Raw genomic sequence first — 20,069 nt, forward strand, 5'->3', positions numbered from 1 at the left:
TCTAGCAAAACTGCGGTTTTTGGTTTAAAAGTTCGGCGCTGGGTGCTATAGGCACCCGGCGTTTTTATTGGTTGAGAGCCAATTCCAAAGAATTTTTACGAGTATAAGATGTCGACGAAGAAAAAAGCTGTAGTTCTGCTTTCCGGCGGGCTTGATAGCGCAACGGTTGTTGCAATCGCAAAAGATCAAGGGTTTGATGTACATGCCCTTTCCTTCAGTTATGGCCAGCGCCATAGCGTGGAACTAACAGCGGCTGACGATGTGGCCAAGCATCTTGGTGTGGTGGAACATAAAACCGCCAATCTCGATCTGCGCACCTTCGGCGGCAGTGCCCTCACAGACGACATTGACGTGCCGAAAGACCGCGAAGAAGAAACAATGGAAGAAGATATCCCGGTAACGTACGTGCCGGCACGTAATACTATCTTCCTGTCCTTCGCCCTTGCATACGCGGAAGTGGTTGGGGCCAAAGATATCTTCATCGGCGTAAACGCACTTGATTACAGCGGTTATCCTGATTGTCGCCCGGAATATATTGAAGCGTACCAAACCATGGCACGTCTTGCGACAAAAGCTGGCGTGACGGAAGAAGAAGAACTTCATATCCGCACCCCGCTCCTTGAAATGAGCAAAGCTGATATTGTAACTGTCGGCACCAAGCTTGGTGTCGATTATGCCATGACTATCAGCTGTTATGACCCGAACGACAAAGGCGAAGCTTGCGGCCACTGTGACAGTTGCATTTTACGCAAAAAAGGTTTCCGCGAGGCGGAGCTGGACGACCCAACCCGCTATCAGGCATAATTTCATATGGTCTATACAGTCAAAGAAATGTTTTACACCCTACAAGGGGAAGGTGCACAAGCAGGCAAGCCCGCTGTGTTCTGTCGTTTCGCTGGCTGTAACCTGTGGACAGGCCTTGAGCGCGACCGCCCGAAAGCCATCTGCCAATTCTGCGATACGGATTTCGTAGGCACAGACGGTGAAGGCGGCGGTAAATTCAAAACGCCAGAAGAACTCGCCCAAGCTGTGCTTAACGCGTGGACGGGGGACAAGAGCGGCACCCCACTTGTGGTTTGCACTGGTGGTGAACCCCTCCTCCAGCTTGATAAGCCGCTTGTGGATGCTTTCCATAAGCTTGGTATTGAGATTGCGGTAGAGAGCAACGGCACCGTTGAACCGCCCGAAGGCATTGATTGGCTTTGTATCAGCCCTAAAATCGGCTCAAAGCTTGTCGTAACCAAGGGCCAGGAGCTTAAACTGGTTTACCCGCAGGAAGGCGGTGAACCAGAGCAATTCGAGCACATGGATTTTGAAAACTTCTTCCTGCAGCCTATGGATAGCCCTGAGCAGATGGAAAACACGGCCCGCGCTGTGGATTACTGCAAAGCCCACCCCAAATGGCGCTTAAGTGTGCAGAGCCACAAATATATCAATATCCCTTAAACTACCTATGCCAATAGCCCTCAATGGCTTCCTTGATGTAATTCACCACCACATCAGGGGCTTCCATAGGGATAAAGTGGGATAAATCAGTTAAATGCACATCTCGCCCAATCTGGAAAGCACCTGATAACTTGGACCATGTGGGAGATACCGAAAACGAAAGTGGATTACCAAACAAACCAGCGGTACGGGCGCGCAGTATAGTTGCCGGGGCTTTTACCCGCCCAAGCGCATTGTGAATTACTTTCCCATTATGGTTCAAATAAATCTGCACTTCATGCAGAGGGGAACAAGCAAGTTTATGAACACCTTTTTCATCAGGGCCGAACAGAGCGTGTGCGCAGTAATCTTTGAGAGCTCTATCTTCCCAGTATTTAAAGGGTGCACGTTTTTTGTAGCGCTGATACATGGACTCTGAGCTATCCCATTCTGTACGCCTACGGCTGACAGGGTGTTTCTCTGGCTTCATGAAACCATTCGCTAACCTGAGTATTTTATACATGGTCCGCGACATGATAACCGGGTCAAGAAGAACAAGTTCCTTCACTCGTTCTGGCATATCAGCGGCAGTTACTGTCGCTAAATATCCACCAATAGAATGGCCACTAAGTACGGCATTCTTTATATCCAGTTTTTCCAATACGCCCTTGATATCGTCAGCCATTGTCGGCCAATCAACCTTACCTTCCTTTGAGCTTTCACCGTGAAAGCGGAGATCAACCGCATAAATATGCTGTTCTGGAAGTTGCTCAGCAACATAATCCCAACAGCGGCTGTGAAAACCAGTAGCGTGCAAAAGAACAACAGGATCGCCCTCGCCCCGCCATTCCCAAACATTCAGGCGTGCTCCATCCACATCGACAAAATGCTGAACTGACCTGTTTCTCATCCGTGTCTCTCCCCAAAAGAAAAAGGCAACCAGCGGTGCCGATTGCCTATAATCAATTAGACTGATCTTTATAATTTCAAGCCTCTAACCGCGGCCACGATATGTAGGTACACCTTGCTCCGGCACCCAAACATCTTCTGGTGCTTTACCTGTCTGGTAGAAGACATCAATTGGAATACCGCCACGTGGGTACCAGTATCCGCCGAAGCGCAACCATTTCGGTTTCATTTCTTCCACAAGGCGTTCTGCAATACCTACCGTACAATCTTCATGGAAAGCGGCGTGATTACGGAATGACTGAAGGAAAAGCTTCAGAGATTTACTTTCAACCAGCTTTTCGTCCGGCACATAATCAAGAACCAGGTGGGCGAAATCCGGCTGGCCCGTTACCGGGCAAAGGCTTGTGAATTCAGGGCATGTAAAACGCACCAGATAGTTCGTGCCTTTACGTGGGTTTTCTACATACTCAAGAACAGCTTCTTCGGGGTTTTGCGGCGCTGCACCTTGCTTCCCAAGCTGGTCGAGGCCTTCGTAAATACTCTTGCTCATTTTCATTCCTGTAATCTGAAAACATTCTTAGGCACAGCCTATGCGCTTAGTTGTTCCTTGTGTCAAAACAATTCTCTAATCCACGCCTCACTTGAATAAATTTGGTATCGCCCCCATCTATAGAGAAAGATAATTACTCATACTTAAGCAATTTTAACATTTTTGTTCAGCCTTTATTAAGGCAAACCCTGTAGGGTGATAGATAACAGTTACAACCTGTGGTGCTCGAGAGATGAAAGAAAAGAGGTTTAGAACGAACTGATAAGGAGACAGAAGATGGAACACACAGAAACAAAAACGGCAAGGTTTGCCCCGGGAACAATCATTATTCATAAGAAATATGGATACCGTGGTCTCATTTTCGATGTAGATGCCGTCTATAGCCAATCTCCTGAATGGTACGAATCCAACGTTCCGACCACCACACCAAAAGACCGTCCATGGTATCATGTGTTGGTAGATGGTGAGCCGCACACCACATATGTTGCAGAAGAAAACCTCCTGCATTTTGATGACGCAGAAGAATTTGAACATCCGCTCCTAAGCGTGCTGTTCAGGGTTAATCGGCAAGGCGATATGGCCAGCCGGATGATCATTAACTAGTTTCCTCGTTGCTCAAGTGAGCTATGATACCTGGCACCCTTCGGGGTGCCTTTTTTTATGCATTTTGTCGCATTGCATCTAGCATAAGTTCCCTTAAAAAGAACAGATCACATATATAGAGAGAGATATCATGCTTCAATCACCATTAGTTTCAGCTGATTGGCTATCAGAGAAGTCGGATGACCAGAACATTGTTATCCTTGACGCATCATGGCACATGCCCGCAACTGGCAGGAAAGCAGGCGAAGAATTCAAGCAACAGCATATTCCCGGTGCACGCTTCTTTGATATTGATGCTGTATGCGATGCATCTGAACCTTTCCCTCACACTGTCCCTACAGTAGATATTTTTGAAAAAGCTGTAAGTGCTCTCGGTATTAAAAACGAAGATACAGTAGTGGCGTATGACGACAGTGATGTAAAATCATCTGGCCGTGTTTGGTGGCTCTTCCGCCTGATGGGGCACACACAGGTTTATGTGCTGAATGGCGGTCTGAAAAAATGGGTGGCTGATGGAAAACCAATCTCAACTGACACAAGCAGCTATACTCCATCGTCTTACAAAGCTTCTTTCCAGCCCCTGCTCTTTCAATCAAAGGAAGAAATGCTCGCGATCTCAAATACAAAATCAGCACAGATTGTGGACGCACGAGGCGCAAGCCGTTTTTACGGCCGTGAAGCAGAACCACGCCCCGGCCTGCGTGCCGGCCACATCCCGGGTTCCGTAAATTTGCCTTTCACACAGCTTTTCAGAGAAGACGGCACGATAAAATCTAAACAGCAACTTACAGATATTCTTGCCGATCGCGCTATTGACCTAGGCGCCCCGATTGTCACAAGCTGCGGCTCTGGTGTTACAGCCTGCAATCTGGCTCTTGCGTTTGCAGAGCTAGGCAAATGGGATACGGCAATTTATGATGGTTCCTGGACCGAATGGGGCAGCCTTCATGATTTTCCGATAGAGACAGAATAACCGAGTAATTTATGACAAAAGAAAAAACAGAAACCAAATTAGTAACCTCGGGCCGGAAAAAGGAGTGGACCCATGGCGTGGTAAACCCGCCAATTTACCGCGCATCTACCTGTCTTTTTGAAACATATGCTGAAATGCGCGAACGCTGCGCTGATCCTTCTGCTCGCCACCTGTTTTATGCACGCAAAGGCACTCCAACCCAGTGGGCGCTTGCTGAGGCAATGACAGAGCTTGAAGGCGGCGAAGGCACTATGCTGTATCCAAGTGGCATTGCAGCAGTTACAGGTGCCATTATGGCACTTGTTAAACCCGGTGATCATATTCTCATCACTGATAGTGCTTATGATCCAACACGCTCATTTGCGAACGGATACCTGAAACATATTGGTGTTGAAACTACTTATTACGATCCGCTTCTGGGTTCGAACATCGAAACACTGTTTAAAGATAACACTACGCTTATCGTTACTGAAACACCGGGATCGCTTACATTTGAGGTACAAGACTTACCCGCGATCTGTGAAGCCGCAAAAAAAATTGGCGCTTATGTCATTACTGATAACACATGGGCAACACCTCTGCTTCTTAACCCGCTTGAACTGGGTGCTGATATCTCGGTCCATGCCTGCACCAAATATATATGCGGTCATTCAGACGTAATGATGGGCAGTGCCACAGCAAACAAACGCACCTTTAAAAAACTTCAGCAAACCGCATATCAGATGGGCCAGACAGTATCCCCTGATGATGCTGCTCTAACACTCCGCGGTTTACGTACTCTTGGAGTGCGCATGAAAGAGCATGAAGAAAATGCGCTGAAGATTGCCAATTGGATTAAAGACCAACCGATGGTCGAAGAAGTGCTGCATCCAGCCTTCGAGAACTGCCCTGGCCATGAGATTTGGGCGCGCGATTTTACTGGTTCCTGCGGCTTGTTCTCGATCGTGCTCAAAGAAGGCAGTTATGAAGATACAGCTGCCATGGTCGACGAAATGAAATATTTCAAAATGGGCTTCAGCTGGGGTGGTTATGAAAGCTTGATCTTGCCAAGCAATCCAGCCACATGCCGTACAGCAACACCGTGGAAAGCAAGCGGCCCGCTCCTGCGTCTTCATATCGGACTTGAAAATACCGATGACTTGATAGAAGACTTACAGACAGGACTAGAAAGATATAGCAAGCATTTAGGGCGTTGATGCTCAACCAGACCGAAATTGATGCACTACTCTTGAGCTTAAAGGTAGCTTTATGGGCCATAGCCCTTGGGCTGCCTTTAGCTGTTTTTACCGCTTACCGTATGGCCCGTTCAGACTTTCGCGGAAAATTCCTTCTGGATGGTATGCTTCACATCCCGCTTGTTGTTCCCCCTGTGGTGATTGGCTTCCTTCTGCTAATCGCTTTCTCACATAACAGTAGTTTTGGTGCATGGCTGAACAGGGTTGGCTTAAACCCATCCTTTCAGTGGCAAGGAGCAGCAATTGCGAGCGGCATTATGGCTTTTCCGCTTATGGTCCGCAGTATTCGGCAAGCCTTTGAGGCTGAACCAAAAGAGTATGGAGAGGTAGCACAAACACTAGGGCTTTCCCCGTACACCATTTTCCGGCGTATCAGCCTGCCACATGCCCTGCCCGGCATTCTTTCAGGATCGGTTTTAGGGTTTGCACGTGCGATAGGTGAATTTGGCGCGACCATTACCTTTGTTGCAAATATTCCAGGCCTTACTCAAACACTGCCGTTGGCGCTCTTTCAGGCGGCACAAACGCCAGGCGGTGAAGAAATTGCAGCACGTTTTGCATTACTATGCCTGATACCAGCTATTGGCAGCCTGATTATTTCAGAATGGTTATCTCGTCGGCATAAGCTGAGGAGCCAGTCATGAGCCTCTCTGTCGATCTAACATGGCAGTTGGGGACTACAGAAGGCCATGCCTCATTTGAAGTTCAAAGCGGCATTACTGTTCTTATGGGCAAATCTGGCGCTGGGAAAACATCCCTTGCACGCACGATATGCGGGCTGGAAAAGGCTAACGGACATATCAAGCTTCAAGGGCGCGATGTATCGAACCTAAGCCCTGAAGAACGTTCTATTGGGCTCGTTATGCAAAAACCTGCCCTCTTTCCTACTATGTCAGTCGAAGAGAATATTCGGCTATCAGCGCAGTTACAGCCAAAGGATATAGACCAGCTTATCGAACTGGCTGATATCAAGCATCTTCTCAAACGCCCTCCCCAGAACCTATCGGGCGGAGAATCCAAACGGGTAGCACTTGTTAGAGCAATCGCGGCAGATCCTAAATTTCTCATTCTAGATGAGCCACTTACCGGCCTCGATACATCTCGGCGTAATGCAATGCTCCAGCTGATTAGAGAAATAAACCGGAAGCATCAAATACCTATGCTACTGATAACCCATCAACTGGAGGAAATGATTGCGGTTGCAGATAATGCCATTCTTATGGATGCTGGTAGAACACTTCTTTCTGGTTCATTAACTGACATACTGAACGCTTCGGAAACATGTGAAGTTCTCGGTCTTAACAGCACTCTTTCTATTATTACCGCCAGCGCGGCACACCGCGACGATGGATTACTAGCTGCCGAGATTGGCGGACAAACCATCTGGGTAAAAGATGAAGGTGAAAAGGAAAACAGCGCTCTCACACTGCGTATTCTTGCCAACGATGTTGCACTGGCTACATCGCCCGCAGAAAACACCAGTATTCAAAATATCCTTGAAGCCGAAATTATAGAAATAGTTCAAGCACCGAAATCAGTAAATGTGCAATGCCGCATCGAAGGCAGTAGTGAGCACATCACCAGCCAAATCACCGAGCGCGCCTATAGGAACTTAACGCTTCGCACAGGCCAAAAAATTTATCTATTAATAAAAGCCGTGGCCATAAAAGACGTGCACAACAACTAGAAACGTCGGCGGAAGCTGAACTGAAGTAGTTTATTCTTTTGTTCAGTATCAACACCAAGCCCTACCCGATTATCACGGTCGCTGTTCACTTGAAGATATTCAGCGAGCAACTGGTTCTTCGCATCAATTCTCCAGGAAAAAGCCACTGTGTAGGCATCGCCATTCTCAAAGTTATTATCGACCTGAATAAATGAATTATCGTCATTGTCGAACCAGTCATAACGTGCTGAAAGCCTGAATGGCCCAATGGTTTTGCTGAGAAGTGCAAAAGCCGCCTTAAAATCTACATCCACATAACGCCGATCGCCCTCAGCAATCACGCCCATTTCCGTTGAGCCACGCATATATTGGCTGATAAACTTGATATCAGAAGGTAGGTTGGCTTCAGCATATACATTTAAGAAGCGGGTATCCCACGCATATTGTTCACCGTTAAAGGCTTCAGGGTTACCCCGGTTATCATAATAAAAGGCACCAAGCTGTAAATTGCGGCCATATGAATAATCCAGCGCAGCATAGAAACCCGGTTTGTTATCAAGCTCTCGGATCGGGTTTACATAAGCTGCCTGCCTTAGGAACGAGTCCTCGGTCCCGATAGAAGGAATGGGGGCTAGCGGTACCGTGGAAAAGGCTCCCACTTTTGCATCGTGTAACGCCCATCCACGAAAAGCTAAAAGAGAGCCTGCAGGGTCGTTAAATCCGAAAATTGCCCCGGAAAGTGAGACTTTATGATTTTCCGTTTTATATGTAGCGCGTGCCTCAAGCCCAAGTGCTCGGATCTCTTCCCCTACCCAGGCATTAATCGCTGAAGGCGTGATCGTATAGGGCGTTGTCCAAGCCGTTGAGATATTCTCCCGCGAGATATGAGGGAAAAATAGTCCTGCTTTATATTCAAAAGACCAGGCAGAAGAAGGTACCGGTTTATAGGTGACAAATGCTTCAACCAAATCGACCGGCTTATCCTGCTCGCTATCAAACTTGAGATGCGCAAAAGCCTTCCATCCCCACGCAATATCAGCCTTCGCGAGTACTGATATCTCAGAAAGCCTTAGCTGAGTATTCGCGCTCCCGTCCTCAGAAGCACCGTAGCGGGTTTTCCCCAGTCCGCCGTTAAAGAAGTCTTCTTCACCAGCAAAAGCATGGGTTAGGCGAAAATCAGCCAAGCCCGAGATATCAAGAAAACTGTCTTGTGCGGCCACAGGAAAAGAAAACAAAGTACCTATGGTCAATAAACTCAATACACGCACCATAATATACCTTACTTAAATTTATATTCGTTCAGGAAACTCTCTAAATCACGCGCAGGAAGCGGTCTGCTAATGAAATATCCCTGCAGTGTATCACAGCCATATTCACTTAACATATCAACAGATTGTTGATCTTCCACGCCTTCAGCTGTCACTTTAAGGCCAAGGTTATGTCCAAGCTCAATTGTTGAACGAACGAGGATTCTATCTTCCTCATTTTCCGCCAGCTTCAATACAAAAGATTTATCAATCTTAATCTCGCTCACTGGCAGCTTTTTCAAATAGCTTAAAGAACTATAACCAGTACCATAATCATCAATCGACAGCGTAAGCCCCATTGCGCTCAGCATGTTCAGAACTTCAAGAGCACGAGACATATCATGCATCACTGCACTTTCTGTTACCTCGAGCTTCAAGTTTTCTGGTGGAACTTTATATTCCCTAAGCAGCAGCAAAATTTGCCCCGGAAGGTTCAGGTTCATCAAATCACTGGTAGACAGATTCACAGCTATAGAAATATTGTGGCCCATTGCATGCCATTTCGCACACTGTGAAATAGCCTCCCGCAAACCCCATTCGCTTACATGCCTTACATCACCCGTACGTTCAGCAAACGGGATGAAATCGTCCGGTGGTACAAATCCACGTGTTTTACTGTTCCAGCGCACAAGTGCTTCAACGGAGGTAATTTTACCTTCAGCGAGATCAAGTTTTGGCTGATACGCGAAAGATACTTCGCCAGTATTAAGTGCCTCTCGCAGATCACTCATAAGGGATAGGTTTTGCGCGTAAGACGTGCCTGTATCCTGCACATACCAAGCATATCCTTTTGGCGATACCCGGCCTTGATCGAGCGCTGAGTTAGCGTGCTGCATAAGGTGCATAGCATCTTTGCCGTCATCAGGGAATTTTGCTAAACCCATTTTGATGCTGGCATCCACCGCCACATCAGCAATTTCAAACGGCGTCATAAAGGAATTAATAGCTAACGAGGCAACAACCTCAGCTCCTGCTGCATCCTCCAGAATAAACGCGAAAGATTCTGTGCTAAGACGCGCTACTTTGGCGTTGGACACCTGTTGTAAGCGCTCGCCAATACCCGATAATAGATCATTTACATGATCATGATTCAGCACTGTTCTTAGTTCAAGCAGTTGTTGCACCTCAGCAATAACCAACGCAAATTGCTTCTTTTTTTCTACTGTTTCAATCAGATCTTTTTCAAAGTTATTCCGGTTTGGAAGTCCCGTCTCAGGATCATGAAAAGCTTGAAAACGGATGCGGTCCTGCCTCTCACGTACAGCTTCCACCATGTGGTTGAAACTCTTGGTAAGATCTGAGATTTCATCGTCTTTTGTTGGAGCAGCAACTTCGTGAAATTCGCCCTGAGCAATACGGTTGGTAGCACTCGCCAATTCACGAAGTGGTTTGGTAACACCGCGCGAGATCACCATACTTCCACCAAAAAGGAAAACGAGACCAATCGCCAGAATACCAAGAAGCGTTATCGCAAAATCAGCATAACTGCGTATTTCTTTATCAATCGAATAATAAAGCAGTGTGGAAACTTCATTGCCCTGTGTGGCTGAACCCTGAAGCTCCATCAACCAGAACATATAATCGTCACCAAGATATGGTGCCCGGAAAACGGCTCCCATAGAATTCAAAATACCGGTATCTAAAAACTGCGCCAGTGCACCTTCATCAGAAGAAGAGGCTGCAAGCTTGTAGCGGTCATTTTCCTTGTATAGAAACGCGATTTCAAGACCTTCAACTGATAGTTCTTTAATCTCTAGCGCTTCAACTTCATCAAGCTCGATACCGAGCGCAATCCAGGCCTGAAGGTCAGGCGCATAAACAGGCGCTAATACGACCTCGTAAAGACGCCCCTCGGCTTCCATAATAGATGATGCGGTGGAAGCTGCCTCAGCAAGTTCTTTCAATTCCGCACTCAGGAAAGAGGCCTCCGTGAGCCTTTTCCCCTGCCGGCCAGCATATGTTACAATTTCACCATCAATGTCATACACCATTGAAAAATCAGCATCTACGCGGTTTCCAAAATTGGAAAGTGCTGATTTAACAGTTGGAATATCTTCACTAAGGATTGCTTCCTTGAAGCCAAAATCCTGAGATACCACCTGCACAAGGTCGGTAAGCTTCTCTACTCGCTCATCAACAATAGATTCAAAAACTCGCGCAGCAGAACTTAACTGGTCCTGCACCTGATCACCGACATTTTCATCCAAAGAAGAATAAAAGGCGACAATAATGATACTTTGAACCGCTAAAAACAGCGCAAGATAAACAATCGTTAATCTGGTCTGAAATTTAAACGATGGCATTAGTTATATTCTTCTTCCGATGGTGGATTTTGTTTTTTACGAACCGAACGCAACGCTAATTCAACAGCCTCAGAAGTGTCTCCTTCAATCGCTACCATCCTGGTAAAGACTGATTTTCGATCTTTTAAATCTGGGTGCCAGACTTCCATTTTATACTGACCTGCTGGCAGTCCCTCAAAGCTCACCGTACCATTTGCTTTGGTTTTTTGGTAGATCGGTGCTTCTGTCACATAAACAAAAGCCAGCATATTATCGTGGATATTACAGCCCAAAGCCACAACCCCCGGGTTATCGAACAAAATTTCTTTGGACTCGTCTTTACCGTATAGCTTCAGTTGAAAGCGCTTTGTTTTAGAAAAACTGTATACATGATGGCGGAATTCATCCAGGTTCGGAAATGAAACCTTGGTACCAGTTTGTACGGGAAGTACGAAAGGCGCGAATAACGTATTCCGTTGCTGCATTTCAGCGGCTTCAGGAGCTGCGAATTTAAAATCAGTTTCAAACTGAGGCGTTAAAGCAACCACCGCATGTTCAACAGATCTATTTTTCGCATCTTTCACGGTTAGTGCAATACTATCCGCATTCGCAACAGTTCCCGCCGAAAGAACGAGAAAAGCGCCCGTTGTAAAAGCTCTAAACAAATTCATCGCCCCAACTCCCAATCCACACAATGTGTTGCTACGTTAGTGGATTTTTCGGCAAAAATCCCAATCAATATTTAGTTATTCCTATGTGAATAATATTACCGAAGAGTAAAGATCAAAAAATCAAGCATAACAATCAGCTAGCGAAATCCCGTAGAACTTCCGTTGAATTGCGGAAGCCCTTTTTTTATGTGTAAGCTTTCCTCTTGAGTCCAACACATTTATCAGGGGGATAAAGATGTTTAAAAATATGCGCTACGCCATTGCTGGCCTTATGGCAACAACAGCTATCACAGCCCTTCCCGCACAAGCTATAGAAACAACTGAACCAGCACAAATTCGCTGGGACCTTACTGACCTTTATAAAACAGAGCGTGACTGGAATAAGGAACGTGAGCAGTTGCTTATAGATATTGAAAAGCTCGCTCGTTTTAAAGGTAAACTTACAGAAAGTGCTAAAACGCTAGCTGATGCTTCCGATGAACTATCGGCTATTAACAAGCGTACGGCTCGTATGTTTATTTATGCATCCCTCGGCGGAGATGAAGATCTACGTAACGCAGAAGGCCAGGAAAAACTAAGCCTGGCACGTTCTGTCTTCGCGAAGCTTGGGCAAATTACGTCTTATATGTCACCTGAAATGCAGGCTGCTGGCTCGGAAACCTTGGAAAGATATATCAAAGAAGACAAGCGCCTTGAAAAACATGCTTTTAACATCAGAGACCTGATAAAACGAAAAGAGCATATTCTTGGCGACCAAGCTGAAGGCGTGCTCGCAAACGCTGGCGAAGTACTTTCAGGCCCACAGCGGATTTATTCCTTACTTACCACGGCCAGTATTCCTTGGCCAAAGGTAACTATGTCTGACGGCGAGACCGTAGACCTCAATCAATCCATGTACACTAAATACCGCGCGGTACAAAACCGGGAAGACCGCAAGAAAGTATTTGATGAATTCTGGAGCACATGGAAGCAGTATGAGGCGGCCCTCGGCCAAACCCTTGATACCTTGGTGCGCTCTCATATCTTCACAAGTAAATCTCGTAAATACTCTACATCGCTTGATGCAGCGGTTGCAGGCAGCAATGTGCCATCCGATGTGTACCGTGCACTTGTGAAGGCTGCGAACGAGAACCTACCGTCCATGCACCGCTACTTAAAACTGCGTCAGCGCATCATGGGCCTCGAAGACCTGCACTATTACGACATTTACCCGGAAGTAACCCAGCTCGAACGCGAATTCACGCTAGACGAAGCTAAAGCAATGACAAAAGCTTCCTTAAAGCCCTTTGGGGAAGAATATCTTAAAAAGTTAGATGAGGGTTTTGCAGGTAACTGGATGCATGTTTATCCGCAACCGGGTAAACGCTCAGGCGCTTATATGCAAGGCGCTGGTTATGACGAACACCCTTATGTTCTCTTGAACTATAATAGTGGTTTTGAAGATGTCTCCACCTTCTCTCATGAATGGGGCCATGCGGTGCATACTATGCTTGCCAAGGAAAACAATCCTTACGAGACATACAGCTATCCAATTTTCACAGCGGAACTTGCTTCAACAACAAATGAAGTTCTCTTGCAAGAACATATGCTGGCAAAAGACCTGAGCGATGCAGAGCGGCTTTATTATATTGATCGCGCACTCGAAAGTTATCGTGGTACTTTCTTCCGCCAAACCATGTTTGCTGAATTTGAACTGAAAATCCACGAACTTGCAGAGGCTGGCGAAGCTCTATCTGGTTCCAAGATGACAGAAGTGTATCTTGATCTTCTTAAAAAATATCATGGCCACGATGAAGGCGTTATGAATATTGATCCGCTTTATGCGATTGAGTGGGCCTATATCCCGCATTTCTATTACAATTTCTATGTGTATCAGTATGCGACAAGCATTTCCGGCGGTACCATGTTTGCCGAACGTATGCTAAGCGGTGACGAACAAGCAGATGATGACTATCTAAACGTACTCAAAGCTGGTGGCAGTAAATACCCACATGAAATGCTGAAAGATGCGGGTGTAGACCTTACTTCAAGTGCTCCATATGACGCACTCATCGCTCGTATGAACCGCCTGATGGATGAAGCTGAAGTTATTCTTAAGCGCATGGGGAAATAATCCCTGTGTCAGCTTGCAAACAAAAAGGCCGGAGAAAACTCTCCGGCCTTTATTTGTTGCCTTGAAAAATACAGTTGTTGAAAATCGTGCCTGATTGATAAATTCTCTTCAAATCACTGGCAATTTAACTCGAGAATATCCGTTGAGAACAACTCACCTTCAACTTCGTCCATTCACACGAGAAGATACCACCTCTTATGCGAATATCCTACGAAAGCCTGAGGTAGTAGAGTTTCTGCCTAACGAGCAAGATACTAATCAAGCAGATAAAACAGCAGAAACCATGATTACTTTCTGGCTGACCGGGCAAAAAGAAGATGGTTATGCACCTTGGGCTGTCATTCACCAAGAAACTGGAACATTGATAGGACACGTAGGTTTCAGGAAGTCAGAGGAGTTTCGATCTCCAGAGCTTCTTTACATGTTTGACAGCAACTTTTGGGGAAGAGGATATGCGACAGAAGCCGTTCGAGCAGCCTGTAATATTGCACAAAAGCAACTGTCGTTACCCTACGTTATGGCTGTTGCATTGAGGAGCAACATTGGATCTATAGCGGTAATGAAAAAATGTGGTTTCAAGTTTGAAGCTAATCTTCAGGATGGTGGCTTTCAGCTAGTTCGGTACGGATTAACCTTCTAAAAAGGCCGGAGAGACACCTCCGGCCTTTTTATTATATATACTAAGCTAGTTTAGAACTTGGCTTTTACACCAAAGCTGGCTGTCCAGTCATATTCTTCATACTGTGCAAGGAAATCTTGGCCGCCAGTGCGGAATGCAGCCTGAAATGGGCGGTCATTCACGTTAGACATAGTGCCGTATAACTTCACACCGTCGTAGATTTCATAAGAAGCCGAGAAATCCCACTGTTTGTGATCTAGCACGTATCGGTCACCAAAACCTTCAGAGTCAACCTCATCCAGATATTCATCGCGGTATGTAAGAGCGGCGCGAAGTGTTAGCGGGCCTTTTTCATAACCAAGAACAATATTGGCAATATTTTTGGAAGTACGCGGTAATGGTATTTCGCGTACTTCTTCACCTGTATCAATAGTCGCATCACTATCAACATAAGTATAATTCAGGCCTAGAATAATTCCGTCAAGTGGCCCCGGCAGGAATGTAAGAGCCTGCTGATAGTTAAGCTCAATACCTTTAACCGTTGCTTCATCACCATTGAAGGGCTGAACAACTTCACTGAAATCAATACCATTGATAGTCACATCTTCAAGTGTGCGGTCTACAACGAAGTTTTTGATTTTCTTATAGAAAACACCTGCCGAAATGATGGAGTCGTTATTCGGATACCATTCAATACCAAAATCAAGGTTGTTACTGGTTAGCGGCACAAGTGCCCCATTACCAATTGTACCTTCTGTCGTACGGTCAATCTCGCCATCTTCAAACTCGTCTTCAAACTCGATTTCACCTGTTGGAATAATATCATCAATGTTTGGACGCACAACGGACCGGAAGTATGCTGCTCGTAAGAGCAGATTTGGTTTAAGTTCATAGCGAAGGTTTACACTTGGTAGCCAGTGGCCATAATCACGATCTGTATTTACGGGCGAAACTGATGTTACATCTTCTGTTTCCGGTTCACCTTCATCATCAAGAACAGGATTACCATCAGCATCGCGAACGATTTCCTCACCAACCGTTACGAAATTACTGCTTGTTTTAAAATCTGTGTATTCATAGCGAACACCACCGATAACGCGAAGCGCACCAACATCAATACGGCCAAGAATATATGAAGCATAGATATTCTCTTCCGCTTCATAATCGACAGCGTCTGAAGCAATCAAAGTATCTGCTTCATTGATTTCAAAAGTAGATACATTCGCTCGGAAATAATCTTCAACGGCAGCCGCATCAGGGCCGAAATCACCCACCGCAAAATCAGGTGGGAAATCAATATCTGTTCTAAAATCCGCAAGCGTTACATCGCCAAGGTTTCCATCATAAACAATGGTGCTGTCATTACGCGATTTTTCGCGCAGACGGGCTTTTGCCCCCCATTTAATCAGTACTGGGTTATCATTCCAGTAGAGATCTTTGGCGATATCAAGCTTGAACGCAATCTGCTCATCATCTGTAAAGTTGTTGCCAAATTCAATGGTATCAAGCTCATAAGCGGAAGCATCACGAATACCATCAAAATCTGCCTGATTAAGGAAAGCAGAATTAGGCAGGAGTCTGTTTCTGAAATTCACACCAGCATTAAAATCTTCACCTGCGAAATCGATATCAAAGCGGTTTGGCTCATTTTCTTCAGCTTTGGAGTATGAAGCGGAATATTCAATACGCATGCTATCAAGGCGCGTTTCACCGCCCGCCTGCACTGTCAGAATTTTCTGAGTTTCAACACGGTTTCGAACATCACGGTCTGCTTCAATACCATTCTGGAACGCAACGCCATCGGCTGTATTTGTATTATCCAGATCGAACTCGCCTTCATCAAACTTCAACTCGACCCTGCTACGGATTTCAGAATCTTTAAAGTTGGAATAGAGAGAACGGATGTAAAGGTCTGTGCTGTCTGTCGGTTTGAAATCAAGGTTTAGAGCAGCTGCAATACGGCGACGAGAAATCACATAATCACGGAACTCAAGCTCTTCCGGGATGAGTGCATCAATTGTTTGATCTTCATCATCTTCATTGATCCAGCCACCATCAACTTCAACATTGTCTGAGCCAAAATCACGATCGAAATAGCTGAAGGAACCGGCAATTGCGAAACGATCACTGAACTTGTTTGCAATTGTTAGAGCGCCTTTAGGGCTAATATCATCCTGCTGGCGGTTATAGCTGCCTTCAAGCTTTGCTTTCACAAACAAACCATCACGATCAAAACCAGAAAGCGTTTTAATATCAACATTACCACCAATCGCATCACCATCTACGTCAGGTGTCAGGGATTTTGTAACCTCAACACTTTCAAGAATTTCAGATGGGAAGATATCCAAGGCTACCTGACGGTCACCACCTTCAGGGGAAGGAAGCCTTACACCACCAATCGAAGAAGAAGATAGGTTCGGATCAATACCCCGAATGATTACAAAGCGGCCCTCGCCCTGATCATTTGCTACAGACAGACCAACGATACGGCGCACCGCCTCTGATACGTTCTGATCAGGAAAGTTACCTGCGGCGTCAGCAGAAAGAAAGTTTGCCACATTGTCAGCCGAACGCTGTTTGGCAAGTGAACTATTCAGGGAACCGCGAAGACCAGTTACAACGATAACTTCGTCAACACCTTCATTAGCACCATAAGCAATATCAAGCTTACCGCGATCTTCGGATACAGTAACCTTTCGTTCAATCGGGTCTGTACCAATATAATTGATAATCAACGTATATTCGCCTGCAGGGATATTACCGAAATAATATCCACCTTCGGCATTGGTCACTGTACGGCGATTAAGTTCCTTAATTTGCACAATAGCGCCTTCAAGTGCCACTGCGTTTTCACTATCGGAAATACGGCCTGAAAGGTCAGCCGCATAAGCAGCACCAGACGCCAAAATAGCCACCGCACTTGCTGTAGTGAGTACAGCACGGCGCACATTCTTAAGTTTTGATGGAATAGACATTGTTTCTCTCTGAGCCATTTTTGTGGTGTTTAGTATTGAAATACCTGGCCACTTAGAAACGCCCAGATTGTTACGCTTCAGTTACGAGTGAGTGAACTTTCCATGTAACAAAGAGAAAATCATAAAAAACACAATAAAAACAATAAGATAATATGTTTTATAATAAAAAAAGAGCTGCAAATACAGCTCCTCTTAACGCTAACAACAAAGAAATATTACTAATTAAAAACGTAAGTTACAGAGGCTAAATCATTGAGAGAAAGACCTACCAGCAATACGCTGTCCCCACCCCCGATATCAATCAATACACCGCCAGATTGCTCGCTGGCTGCAGCTTGCACATCAGCTGCAGATTGGAAGTCAGTTGTTGCATTTGCGAGGAACAAAACGTCTTCGGTAGCATCAAAATCAGTTACCCGGTCGTCTCCGTGACCAGACGCAAAAACAAACGTATCCGCCCCTTCGCCACCAGTAAAAGTATCATTTCCGGCACCACCCCATAGGGTGTCATCTCCGACACCTCCATCAACGGTATCATTTCCTCCACCCGAGAAAAGACCGTCAGCACCAGCTTGGCCATAGATAACATCAGAACCAGCGCCGCTAAAGACAACATCATTCCCTGCTCCAAGATCAATATAATCGTTGGTGCCGGTATCAGTGCTATCCCCTTTACCACCGTATACACTGTCATTTCCACCGGCAGCATAAATTGTATCATCTCCCTGACCGCCACCAATAAGATCATTACCATCAGCGCCGTATATTGCGTCGCTATCATCGCCAGACCAAATAACATCATTGCCTGCACCGGATGTTACCTGTTCACCGTGGTCAAATCTGCCATTATCCGTTACCGCGCTGTCATCCCAGCCACCAGCCACAATGGTATCTGCACCGCTACCTCCATAAAGGGTATCCGATCCATCAGCCACTGCACTTGTTGCTGAAGCAGCCAACTGTTTGTCAGTACCATCATTGACCCCGCCGCCAACAAGAAGGTCATCGCCCGCAGCACCCGCGGCTATATCATTACCTTCACCGCCAACCACGGTATCATTACCATTATCATCGCCGCCAGCCCACAGCTGATCATTACCTTCACCGCCAAAGCTCTGGTCACTGCCTGCGCCGCCACGAAGGACATCATTGCCTGCCCCGCCTTCCATACGGTCATCACCGTCATTACCAATCAAACGGTTCGCAGCATCATTACCCTGAATAGTATCATTGCCCGATGCACCAGTAGCATTTTCAATAATAGTGTCATCAGCGATATATAGAGTATAGCTATCCTCAAAGAAGCCTGTACCTTCTGACCAATACTGAATATCGGTTCCCACATTGCTCCAGCTACCAGGAGCCAAATTAACATGTACCGCTTTGCTGCCTGAAACCGCCAGTGTATCACTGCCTCCATAATCCCAAACAGTCTGCAGATAACGTTCAGCAGTATCAAAGGTGTAAACATCTGTTCCAGCCGTTGTAACAGTATCCTTACCGTACAATCGCTGAAGTACCACAATATCATGATACATATATGTTTGCGGCCAAAGATCAGCCCAAGTCGCTTCACTAAAACGGGCAGAAACCGTATAGCTCATGACCGTATATTCCACACCCTCAAGCGCAGATGGCATGGTCGCCCCACCGATACCGCCTTCAAATGAATGGCTCAGGCCTAAAGCATGCCCTAGTTCGTGCAGAATGGTATGCTCAAAATCAACATCAGTCTCTTCATGGTTTTTAGCGATCAACCAAATATCACCAGCCTGTGTGGTATTGCCTGGCAGATATGCCCAACCTACTGCATCTTCATCCTCAATTTCAGACCATGCAATACGGAGTGTTCCTGCTGTTGACGCAGTGTCCTCGACTTCTTCAAATTCCAAGTTGGTATAACGTCGTAGCTCATTAAGAGCATCTTCAAACAAAGCTTTAGCACTATTGGAAAGTTCCAGTACCCCACTTACAGGTTCAAGGTCTTCACCTGATCGGTACCCGACAATGCTATCCGATGAATAAACACTATTTGGTCCCCCAAAACTATAGCTGAGTGTTGTTGCGGTAGACCCCGCATCAGGCGCGTATATTCGGCCTGCGATCAAAGCATCGATAGTTTGTGTACCAGTCGCCGCCGCTGTTATAGTAGACGCAACATCATCAATGCCAGTTGCAACCGCATTAGACTGGGTATTTTCACTTGTTGCCGCAGCGCTAGTTTGTTGCGAGCAATTACAATTACATACACTGCTACCTACACACAAAACCGCCTCCTCTGAACAATGCCTGAAACCAGCAGTTTATACAGCTGGTCGAGAAACCAAAAGTATTATGTGCAATTTTAGCGAAATTGGGGCGCTACTGTAGAGCAGTTCAATAAAAAGAAAACAATATAACTTATAGGCTTTTTGGAAAATATAAATGGCGATCCCGCGAGGACTCGAACCCCGAACCTGCTGATTAGAAGTCAGCCGCTCTATCCAGTTGAGCTACGGGACCGCACATAGATATATGGCCGTCTGGCCAGCGGGCTGCACACTATCGTAACAGCCTGAAAAAGAAAATAGGTAAAATGCCTTACCTAAAAGTTTCTTTCCGCTGATAAGAAAAAAGGCATCCAACAAGGATACCTTCTTCTTCGACTGGGTTTTATTGGTCTTAAAAACTTTCCCGGAAGAAAGTGGTCGGGGAGACTGGATTCGAACCAGCGACCCCCTGTACCCAAAACAGGTGCGCTA

Annotated in this window: 16 protein-coding genes and 1 tRNA gene; 9 read left to right on the forward strand and 8 right to left on the reverse strand. The window is 46.0% G+C overall.

From position 1 onward, the window contains the following. Positions 1-108: 108 nt before the first annotated feature. Together queC and queE are read left to right on the forward strand one after the other, a co-directional pair. Complete coding sequence (gene queC, locus MF542_RS14035; protein WP_247020538.1) at positions 109-804, forward strand: 7-cyano-7-deazaguanine synthase QueC; 696 nt, start codon at positions 109-111, stop codon at positions 802-804. A gap of 6 nt (positions 805-810) precedes the next feature. Continuing rightward, the gene (gene queE / locus MF542_RS14040) at positions 811-1,446 is read left to right on the forward strand and encodes a 7-carboxy-7-deazaguanine synthase (protein WP_247020540.1); all 636 of its coding nucleotides are present in this window, start codon (positions 811-813) and stop codon (positions 1,444-1,446) included. Between the two features lies 1 nt (position 1,447). Here queE and MF542_RS14045 read toward each other — a convergent pair whose 3' ends face one another. Both MF542_RS14045 and queF read right to left on the reverse strand, forming a co-directional pair. Further along, the gene (locus tag MF542_RS14045) at positions 1,448-2,335 is read right to left on the reverse strand and encodes an alpha/beta fold hydrolase (protein WP_247020542.1); all 888 of its coding nucleotides are present in this window, start codon (positions 2,333-2,335) and stop codon (positions 1,448-1,450) included. Between the two features lie 84 nt (positions 2,336-2,419). Beyond that, a complete protein-coding gene (gene queF, locus MF542_RS14050) occupies positions 2,420-2,884 on the reverse strand; it encodes a preQ(1) synthase (RefSeq protein ID WP_247020544.1) in 465 nt (154 codons plus the stop codon). A gap of 276 nt (positions 2,885-3,160) precedes the next feature. Here queF and hspQ point away from each other — a divergent pair, with 276 nt between their 5' ends. The 5 genes from hspQ to MF542_RS14075 all read left to right on the forward strand — a co-directional run bounded on the left by hspQ (position 3,161) and on the right by MF542_RS14075 (position 7,382). Beyond that, a complete protein-coding gene (hspQ, locus tag MF542_RS14055; protein WP_247020546.1) occupies positions 3,161-3,487 on the forward strand; it encodes a heat shock protein HspQ in 327 nt (108 codons plus the stop codon). A 130-nt stretch (positions 3,488-3,617) separates the two neighbouring features. After that, positions 3,618-4,460 (forward strand): 3-mercaptopyruvate sulfurtransferase, encoded by an 843-nt coding sequence (sseA, locus tag MF542_RS14060; protein ID WP_247020548.1) that lies wholly within the window; start codon positions 3,618-3,620, stop codon positions 4,458-4,460. A gap of 11 nt (positions 4,461-4,471) precedes the next feature. Then, on the forward strand, positions 4,472-5,656 hold the full coding sequence (gene metC / locus MF542_RS14065) for a cystathionine beta-lyase (RefSeq protein ID WP_247020550.1): 1,185 nt from the start codon (positions 4,472-4,474) through the stop codon (positions 5,654-5,656). Further along, positions 5,656-6,339, forward strand: a complete 684-nt coding sequence (modB, locus tag MF542_RS14070) for a molybdate ABC transporter permease subunit (RefSeq protein ID WP_247020552.1) — start codon at positions 5,656-5,658, stop codon at positions 6,337-6,339. The genes metC and modB overlap by 1 nt, the downstream gene beginning before the upstream one ends. Further along, positions 6,336-7,382: a molybdenum ABC transporter ATP-binding protein gene (locus MF542_RS14075; protein ID WP_247020554.1), complete on the forward strand. Its 1,047-nt coding sequence runs from the start codon at positions 6,336-6,338 to the stop codon at positions 7,380-7,382. Before modB ends, MF542_RS14075 begins: the two co-directional genes overlap by 4 nt. Here the strand turns inward: MF542_RS14075 and MF542_RS14080 are convergent. Genes MF542_RS14080 through MF542_RS14090 form a run of 3 tightly spaced genes read right to left on the reverse strand, consistent with a single transcriptional unit; the run spans position 7,379 to position 11,621 of the window. Further along, positions 7,379-8,620, reverse strand: a complete 1,242-nt coding sequence (locus MF542_RS14080) for a hypothetical protein (protein WP_247020557.1) — start codon at positions 8,618-8,620, stop codon at positions 7,379-7,381. The two genes, MF542_RS14075 and MF542_RS14080, sit on opposite strands and share 4 nt — an antisense overlap. Before the next feature lie 20 nt (positions 8,621-8,640). Beyond that, complete coding sequence (locus tag MF542_RS14085; protein ID WP_247020559.1) at positions 8,641-10,971, reverse strand: bifunctional diguanylate cyclase/phosphodiesterase; 2,331 nt, start codon at positions 10,969-10,971, stop codon at positions 8,641-8,643. Next, positions 10,971-11,621, reverse strand: coding sequence for a cupredoxin domain-containing protein (locus MF542_RS14090; protein ID WP_247020561.1), 651 nt, complete (start codon positions 11,619-11,621; stop codon positions 10,971-10,973). The genes MF542_RS14085 and MF542_RS14090 overlap by 1 nt, the downstream gene beginning before the upstream one ends. 235 nt (positions 11,622-11,856) lie before the next feature. On the opposite strand from MF542_RS14090, the gene pepF reads away from it, so the two are divergent. Continuing rightward, the gene (pepF, locus tag MF542_RS14095) at positions 11,857-13,734 is read left to right on the forward strand and encodes an oligoendopeptidase F (RefSeq protein ID WP_247020563.1); all 1,878 of its coding nucleotides are present in this window, start codon (positions 11,857-11,859) and stop codon (positions 13,732-13,734) included. Between the two features lie 142 nt (positions 13,735-13,876). Then, a complete protein-coding gene (locus tag MF542_RS14100) occupies positions 13,877-14,374 on the forward strand; it encodes a GNAT family N-acetyltransferase (protein WP_247020565.1) in 498 nt (165 codons plus the stop codon). A gap of 50 nt (positions 14,375-14,424) precedes the next feature. On the opposite strand, the gene MF542_RS14105 is transcribed toward MF542_RS14100, so the two are convergent. The 3 genes from MF542_RS14105 to MF542_RS14115 form a co-directional block, all read right to left on the reverse strand. Then, the gene (locus tag MF542_RS14105; RefSeq protein WP_247020567.1) at positions 14,425-17,328 is read right to left on the reverse strand and encodes a TonB-dependent receptor; all 2,904 of its coding nucleotides are present in this window, start codon (positions 17,326-17,328) and stop codon (positions 14,425-14,427) included. Between the two features lie 218 nt (positions 17,329-17,546). After that, positions 17,547-19,595: a M10 family metallopeptidase gene (locus MF542_RS14110; RefSeq protein ID WP_247020569.1), complete on the reverse strand. Its 2,049-nt coding sequence runs from the start codon at positions 19,593-19,595 to the stop codon at positions 17,547-17,549. A 158-nt stretch (positions 19,596-19,753) separates the two neighbouring features. Then, positions 19,754-19,830: transfer RNA gene (locus tag MF542_RS14115), tRNA-Arg, on the reverse strand. Between the last annotated feature and the right edge of the window lie 239 nt (positions 19,831-20,069).

The organism is Kordiimonas laminariae, from assembly GCF_023008165.1.
GTDB lineage: Bacteria > Pseudomonadota > Alphaproteobacteria > Sphingomonadales > Kordiimonadaceae > Kordiimonas > Kordiimonas laminariae.

Bases quoted from the DNA above. Each gene is read 5' to 3' on its own strand.
- pepF (WP_247020563.1), top strand. From the start codon at position 11,857: ATGTTTAAAAATATGCGCTACGCCATTGCTGGCCTTATGGCAACAACA.
- queF (WP_247020544.1), bottom strand. From the start codon at position 2,884: ATGAGCAAGAGTATTTACGAAGGCCTCGACCAGCTTGGGAAGCAAGGT.
- queE (WP_247020540.1), top strand. From the start codon at position 811: ATGGTCTATACAGTCAAAGAAATGTTTTACACCCTACAAGGGGAAGGT.
- sseA (WP_247020548.1), top strand. From the start codon at position 3,618: ATGCTTCAATCACCATTAGTTTCAGCTGATTGGCTATCAGAGAAGTCG.
- MF542_RS14075 (WP_247020554.1), top strand. From the start codon at position 6,336: ATGAGCCTCTCTGTCGATCTAACATGGCAGTTGGGGACTACAGAAGGC.
- MF542_RS14090 (WP_247020561.1), bottom strand. From the start codon at position 11,621: ATGAATTTGTTTAGAGCTTTTACAACGGGCGCTTTTCTCGTTCTTTCG.
- metC (WP_247020550.1), top strand. From the start codon at position 4,472: ATGACAAAAGAAAAAACAGAAACCAAATTAGTAACCTCGGGCCGGAAA.
- modB (WP_247020552.1), top strand. From the start codon at position 5,656: ATGCTCAACCAGACCGAAATTGATGCACTACTCTTGAGCTTAAAGGTA.
- MF542_RS14085 (WP_247020559.1), bottom strand. From the start codon at position 10,971: ATGCCATCGTTTAAATTTCAGACCAGATTAACGATTGTTTATCTTGCG.
- MF542_RS14045 (WP_247020542.1), bottom strand. From the start codon at position 2,335: ATGAGAAACAGGTCAGTTCAGCATTTTGTCGATGTGGATGGAGCACGC.
- queC (WP_247020538.1), top strand. From the start codon at position 109: ATGTCGACGAAGAAAAAAGCTGTAGTTCTGCTTTCCGGCGGGCTTGAT.
- MF542_RS14105 (WP_247020567.1), bottom strand. From the start codon at position 17,328: ATGTCTATTCCATCAAAACTTAAGAATGTGCGCCGTGCTGTACTCACT.
- hspQ (WP_247020546.1), top strand. From the start codon at position 3,161: ATGGAACACACAGAAACAAAAACGGCAAGGTTTGCCCCGGGAACAATC.